This window comes from Vibrio crassostreae (genome assembly GCF_041439375.1).
In the GTDB taxonomy this organism is placed as follows: Bacteria; Pseudomonadota; Gammaproteobacteria; order Enterobacterales; family Vibrionaceae; genus Vibrio; species Vibrio crassostreae_D.
Genome location: NZ_JBGONY010000106.1, coordinates 1 through 7,343 on the forward strand (window position 1 = coordinate 1; position 7,343 = coordinate 7,343).

At 44.7% G+C, this 7,343-nt stretch carries 3 protein-coding genes; all 3 read right to left on the reverse strand.

Going from position 1 to position 7,343, the window contains the following annotated elements; genetic code table 11:
* Nucleotides 1-172 precede the first annotated feature (172 nt).
* Nucleotides 173-796 carry a T6SS immunity protein Tdi1 domain-containing protein gene (locus tag ACED45_RS23440; protein ID WP_371715150.1) on the reverse strand — a complete coding sequence of 208 codons (624 nt, stop codon included), beginning with the start codon at nucleotides 794-796 and terminating at the stop codon, nucleotides 173-175.
* A gap of 13 nt (nucleotides 797-809) precedes the next feature.
* Complete coding sequence (locus ACED45_RS23445; protein WP_371715151.1) at nucleotides 810-5,564, reverse strand: RHS repeat-associated core domain-containing protein; 4,755 nt, start codon at nucleotides 5,562-5,564, stop codon at nucleotides 810-812.
* Nucleotides 5,565-5,574: 10 nt separating this feature from the next.
* Nucleotides 5,575-7,343: LamG domain-containing protein (locus ACED45_RS23450; RefSeq protein WP_371715152.1), on the reverse strand; the 1,769-nt coding region annotated here is incomplete at its 5' end.

Genomic DNA, 7,343 nt, shown 5'->3' on the forward strand with positions numbered 1-7,343 from the left:
CAGAAGCAGCTAAGGGAAGTAATAAGCGTGGGCCTGCGTCGAAATTGCAACAGCAAATCGAACAGGTAAGGCAATTGCCAAGAGCAAAGCAGCAGTTTGTGATGGAGATGCTAGATACGGTGATCCAACAAGCAGCGCATTAAAAAGCCCGCTGGTGCGGGCTTTGAGGAGGTTATTTAATAGTGATATTACTAATTGGAGTACCAGGCGGCAACCCACGAACTTTTTCAAGTAACTGCCCTGATATACCCCAGTACACCTCAAGATCAATTAATTCCAAATTTGCAACTATATCTGCTCCACCTAAAAACAGCGGCTTTTTATAGCCAACACATTGTGAGGAAGCAGGAGGTTCATTGCCTGTAGCCAACCATTCACTGAAAAACTCTACAGCAAGCGCTTCATTGGTGTAATTCACAAGCTCATCTTCATGGAATTGAGCAAAGTTAACAGGTATTTCCAATGCTTCCCCCGTACCAGGCTCAAACATCAAAACCAATGGCTCCCCAGCTTCTGAACGACCTAAATCAAGTGCAAATTGTCGACCCAGCCAATCATACCCAAAACAGAAAATTCTCTGAGAAAAACTTGGGAATGCTTCACTTACGATTTTATTCCACTTACTAATATTCTCAAAAGAATGAATCCTATATAAGCCTTGATTAAATGAGCTGCCAGAGTAGCTAGAAAAAAACTCTTCTAGGCCTACCGTATTAATTGGAAAATTAAAAGATGATGCTTGTTCTCCACCTTTTAATTCGTCTTTCTTAAATTTCGATAAAAAACTTTCAAACATCTCAAACTCTCTTTTAATTAATATTCACTTTGTCGATAACTGTACCTAGGGGCAAGTTCTTTATTTGGTGATGGATTTGAGAACCTAAGCTTCTATTAACACTTGAGTCCAATGGAGACATATTACTTAAGGTATCTGATCCACCTAACTGTAATTCATGCACATGATCAACATCGTGTCCACTTGGAACCGAGTTTCCTGCTCGTTTATAACGTGATGCAGCAGATGTTCCTGATCTTTGTGATTGAGTTACAACGGTGTTTGCGTCACATAACGCTTGGCACTTAGCATCTGCTGCCGCTTTCTGTGCAGCAGTCCAGCCTTTTTTGTATTTCAGATTAAGATCTACACTGTTTGTAACACATCCCTGAGACTTAGCCTTATTTTTACTGCTCTTAGCCTGTTTCTTAGCAGCATCTTTCGTTTTCTTCGCGATATCCCTTAAGAGCTTTTTAAGGAGCGCTCGTGCCGCAACAGCAGCCATTGCAGCGGCAACTGGGTTTCTACCATCCGGATCTACATACCCTAGCGGATCACCATTCACATAAGCATAGAGGTTGATCCCACCTTGTTCTTGTAGTGGGTCGCGGTTAAGCCAGCGGCGCTGGTATGGCGAATAGAACCGATAGCCAAAATAAACTAACCCACTCGCAAAGTCACTGCGTTTCGTAGAGTAACCAAAGGGTTGATCACTAAAACTGCCTCCTTCGACTTGCCCATAAGGGGTGTATTGGTAGCTCTCAACAACTTGACCAGACGAGTTTAAAACTTTTTGAACGTGACCTAGATGGTTATAAACATAGGTATAGACATCGTTATTTGTTTTCGCGACCAGTAAACCACCGATACCACCTGGCGCTGACTTGTCCCAAGCGTATTCTTGAACTACCTCCCCTTGAGCATTACGTTGTTGAAGCTCAACTAACCCATAACGAACAAACTGCTTCTCCTCGACCAGCGCTTTGTCTTTGTACAACTGGTATTGGGCCAACATATGGTCATGCGCGTAAGCAAATTGCTCACGATATTGAACGTTATCACGCGTAAAGTTCAGCGTTGTTAATCGGTTTTCTGCATCGTACTTCGCTTCAAAAGGCACGCCATCAGCTAAAACACCTTTGGTAGGGTTACCGTCTTTGTCATAAACAAACGCGTTGGGCTCCCCATTCCACTCAGTAATCTGATTGAGAGTGTTATATCGTGCAGAGGCTGCCAGCTTAGGTAATACCCAAGCTGGCGTTCCCGTTTGCTCTGCTAATTGTCCCGCTTCATCAAATCGGTATTGATAGTCAACCAGCGTGGTATCTTTACTCTTGTAAGTGATGGCACTCAAGTCACCCAACTCATCCAGCGTCGTCTCTCGCGTTATGCTATTAGGCAAAGACAAACTTGTAGAAAGCGCAAGCGGTGAGTAATCATACTGCTGATAAAAGCGTTGTCCCAGTGCATTAATTTCAATCACACGCCCTAAGTCATCGTATTGATACGCCGTATTTAATGTCTTTCCAACATACAGCTCTGAAAGTAAATCGAGACGGTTATAGGTTAACCGTATTGTATCACTCTCTCTTGGGCCGTCAATTTCAGAGAGACGCCCATTATTTTCATAACGGTATTGGGTGTGCCCTAAAGCATCTTTAGTTCCGCTAAGCAGACCGAGCTCGTTGTAGATGTATTCAACGCTTGGTGTTTCGTCACTGTAGTCAATCTTATAGAGTTGTTGTTTCTTATTAAAATGGAAGGTTTTCGTGATGCCCCTAGCATTCGTTACTTGCTTTATTCGACCTTTATTGTATTTGTATTTTAAAACACCGCCATCGGGATAGGTTTTCTTACTTAGCATCCCTGAGTTTGTGTATTCAAAAGATGTTTGGTTTTGATGTTGATCCGTCAATGAAGTGATCTGACCGCTTTTAGAGCGACCAATTTTAATACGTCCTTTTGCTGGGTTGATCACTTCCGTCAGTTGCTTTTGGGCATCATATCGATATTGGTAATCCCGACCGCCTGGTAATGTTTCTTTTTCGAGGACACGAGGACAACTGCCAAACTGTCGCTGGGTCGTTCGATTCGCAGCATCTCGGGTCTGAATTAAGGTGTTGATGTTGTTGTATTGGAAATGCGTTTCGTAATCTGAAGCATCTTTGTTTGAGATCACTCGCCCTATCTCATCATATTCGTAACGACTGATGATCTCCGAACCAGCGCGTATAGACGTAACTCGCCCTTTTGCATCACGCTCCAGTTTAGTTGTGACACCATTCGCGTCTGTAGCCGAAATCAAGTTACCATTTGAGTCATAACCATACCCCGTACTTAACCTATCCACATCGGAATACTGGGTAACACGGTGCTTATCATCGTAGGTAAATCGTTCATCACCAAATGGACTGGAGATTTGAACTATATCGAGCCCATTGTCCGCATAAGTCAATTGCGTTGACTGACCAAGTGAATCAACCTTTCGCGAGAGTTGACCAGTTTTTGTCCACGAGTACTCGATCTTTTGTCCAAAGGGATCTGTTACCGATTTAAGCTTGTTGTTGCTGTAGTATTTATAAGCAACACTTGCACCATCTGGATAAGTAATTTTTGAAATTTCACCACTACGACCGTTTGGCACCACAAATTCATAAACTGTTTTCGGGGTTTTAGTGTGCGAGTTGTTTTTTGAGCTGCCGTATTCTTGATAATGATCAGCATCTACATACCAGGACTTTTTGTGGTAGCCATCGAAATAATATTCCTCTTTCCCCCCAGTCGGCAAGGTTACAGTAATTCGGTAGTTTTCCCACATCGCAGTACCCGGAGCGTTGTAGGCATTAAAGTTGTTTTTTATACCGTCAGCAGGCTCAATATTGAACTGTGTTGTGCCTTTAGCGTCAGTCAACGACGTAATCAAGTGGTCTTCACCATAGGTGAGGGACGCACGATAACCTTCCATATCGGTCAAAGCGATTAAATTACGAGCTTCATCATATTCAAATAACGCATAACGACCGAAAGGGTCATCGACTCTTTCAATCAAACCCAATAAGTTGTAATGCAAGTGAGTAACACGCCCCAATGCATCCGTTACATTCGTCATCTTGGCATTTTCATCGTAACCAAACGACACTTGATGACCAGCGTTATCTACTTCCGCAAGCAAAAAGTTTTGCAGCGCTTTCGTGCCTTCAGGTACACCATAGATTCGTTGTGAGCCATCCGCATAAGTGAGTGACCATTTCCCGTGTTCATCATGAGTTAACGATGTCGATGAATAGCGGTCTGATTGGTATTCTCCTTTGCTGTTTTGTACAAATACACTTTCACTACCATCCGTTTCAAAAATAGTAACGGCACCACCGGGGTCAACAACTAAATAAGACGCATAATTGAACATCCATCGATGTCCAAAGGGCTCATTTTGTGCGAGGACACTTTGCGTATTGTAGCTCAGCTTTATCTCAACACCTGGACCGACAGTGTTGTCATACCATAATGGCGTGTCTGTCATATAGAGGTTGAGGTTAACCATGTTGACAGACCAAGTAGGCGCGCCTCTGCCACGACAGCTTTTGCCTGCGTTACTGCCTTCCTTATTAGGAGCGTTATCATCAGGCTCTGAACCAGGTTTCCCTCCCTCACTCGGAGGACGCTGGATACCACAGCATCCCCCATGCGTCGATTTTGCGTCTTCAAGAGACAGTAACGTCCCCACCTGTGGTGTCGATATTTTGGACAATAAGATAACGTTACCTTGCCACTCCTTCTCTAGCTGCTCTGCTGAGAATTGGAAGCGTCGATTCATCTGCGGATCTACAATATGAAACTGCCCGGCTTCAACTCTCTCAAGCACCCAGTAATGCCCTTTGCCACCAGTGGTAGCTCGGCTAATTTGCAAGATAGCAGGCTCTGTTAGCTCAGCTAACTCAGCAACAGTGGCTTTAACTGCGAGTGCATGATATCCATATTGGATTGCTAACTGCGTCAACTCTTCTATACTGAAGCCTTTTGTCTCATCAGCTGGTAAATAAGCAAGCACCTTTTCAGACTCATTGAAATGACCCTCACGACTGAGTAAATAAGAGAGAGCACGTGTTCCACAATCTAATAGCCCACCGGCATCTTGCTCAAGAAGAGATAACTTTCGAAGCCAAATGGAGGCATAAGTTCTTAAACGCCAGTCAGGCGCTTGCGTCGCAACATCAGCAAACAAGCTTTTTGCTTCTTCGGGATTATTTTCCATTAACCGCAGTACAGCCAAGCGACTCTTCGCTTTGGCAACCATTTTCTGAGCCCCGGAATAGTCAGAATCTTGATTTGCTTGAATGACTTCATTAAACAACTGACTTGCTGTTGAATATTGCCCCGTAAAGCGCGCATTACATGCCATATGTAAGGTTGCTTCCGACGCCCAAGCACTGTTGGGATATTGTTTCCTAAAAACGTCAAACTCCGACGATGCCGACGCATAATGGTGTTTGTTCCAATTCTGGATAGCTTGTCCAAAAGCTAAACGCTCTTGCTCATCATCGTTACTTATTAGATCCATGAGATGAAAGGAATTTGGGTCGACTTTATCCTCAACAGGGTAAGTGGGAGATAACACGCCACCCAGCTGTCCAGCCTCACTCAATTGTTGATGCGTTGGAGGCGTAGATAAGTCCATTTCTGTTAACGCAGGAGAAACTAGCCTTGTGTCTAATGTCTGAGTCTCACTTCCACAGCCGACTAGACCGACTGAAATCGCTAACCCCAGCGCACAGATGTAGTAACTACTCATTCCTAATATCCTATTCATTTGTTTTTGTTTTGATAATGTTCAATTCTGATAACTTCATATCAAACTCGCCCGTCGCCACGTTCTCTACCCACAACCCGCGGTAACGACTGAAGTCGTAATACGCCAACAGCTCTGCCTCACCCGGCTGAGGCGGCGTCAGCATATAACTTTGCACATCACTGCCATCCAGTGCTCGAGACCATACCTGAATGTCATCCAACTTCGCATCCTGAAAATCTGAAGCACCTTTTGACCTATGCACCGCACCAAACAACAAACTACGCAAACTGGCTCCTTTAAATGTTGCGGAATTTTCTCGTTTGACTTCTTGACCATTGAGGAACAACACACTCTGAGATGCATCTTTGTCAAATACCGCAGCCAAATGCACCCATTTATCGACCTTGATGTCATTTTTACCCGTTATTGGACTGTCACCAAGTCCAGCTATCGGCTGGCTACCATTTAGCCCCACATAAAGACGATGATTATTCTCATCATGCACACCCGAGAATTGATAATTGCTACCCAGCGTATTGAAGTTCACCCAGTACATTAAGGTCATGGAGTGCTCACCCGAAGGTACAAGCCCTGTGTAACCAAACGCCTTCTTATTCATCACATCCAAAAGGTGTTCACCAGTCACCACTGACTCACCTTTCTCTTGCGCCAAGGTTGTCTGCGCCTGAGCGTACTCGCTCCAGCGATTAAGGCCTTGCTCATTCAATGCAGTAATATCGATGTGTTGAATGTCCCAACCCTTTGCGTACTCATACGCATCATCGATACCATCACCGTCGGTATCTGAGTTACATGGGTCGCTAAGGTGACGACCAGTCTCTGCTCCCATTTCAATGCCATCTAACAAACCATCACCGTCACTGTCAGCGTTATTGATATCTGTACATAACGCCAACTCTTGGCGGTCAGTTAGACCATCACCGTCACTATCAGACTTCGCCTCTTGTGTTGACAACAAATCAGGCTCAGACAGCTTCATATCAAACTCGCCCGTCGCCACGTTCTCTACCCACAACCCGCGGTAACGACTGAAGTCGTAATACGCCAACAGCTCTGCCTCACCCGGCTGAGGCGGCGTCAGCATATAACTTTGCACATCACTGCCATCCAGTGCTCGAGACCATACCTGAATGTCATCCAACTTCGCATCCTGAAAATCTGAAGCACCTTTTGACCTATGCACCGCACCAAACAACAAACTACGCAAACTGGCTCCTTTAAATGTTGCGGAATTTTCTCGTTTGACTTCTTGACCATTGAGGAACAACACACTCTGAGATGCATCTTTGTCAAATACCGCAGCCAAATGCACCCATTTATCGACCTTGATGTCATTTTTACCCGTTATTGGACTGTCACCAAGTCCAGCTATCGGCTGGCTACCATTTAGCCCCACATAAAGACGATGATTATTCTCATCATGCACACCCGAGAATTGATAATTGCTACCCAGCGTATTGAAGTTCACCCAGTACATTAAGGTCATGGAGTGCTCACCCGAAGGTACAAGCCCTGTGTAACCAAACGCCTTCTTATTCATCACATCCAAAAGGTGTTCACCAGTCACCACTGACTCACCTTTCTCTTGCGCCAAGGTTGTCTGCGCCTGAGCGTACTCGCTCCAGCGATTAAGGCCTTGCTCATTCAATGCAGTAATATCGAAGTGTTGAATGCCCCAACCCTTTGCGTACTCATACGCATCATCGATGCCATCATTGTCTGTATCTGAGCTACATGGGTCACTAAGGTGACGACCAG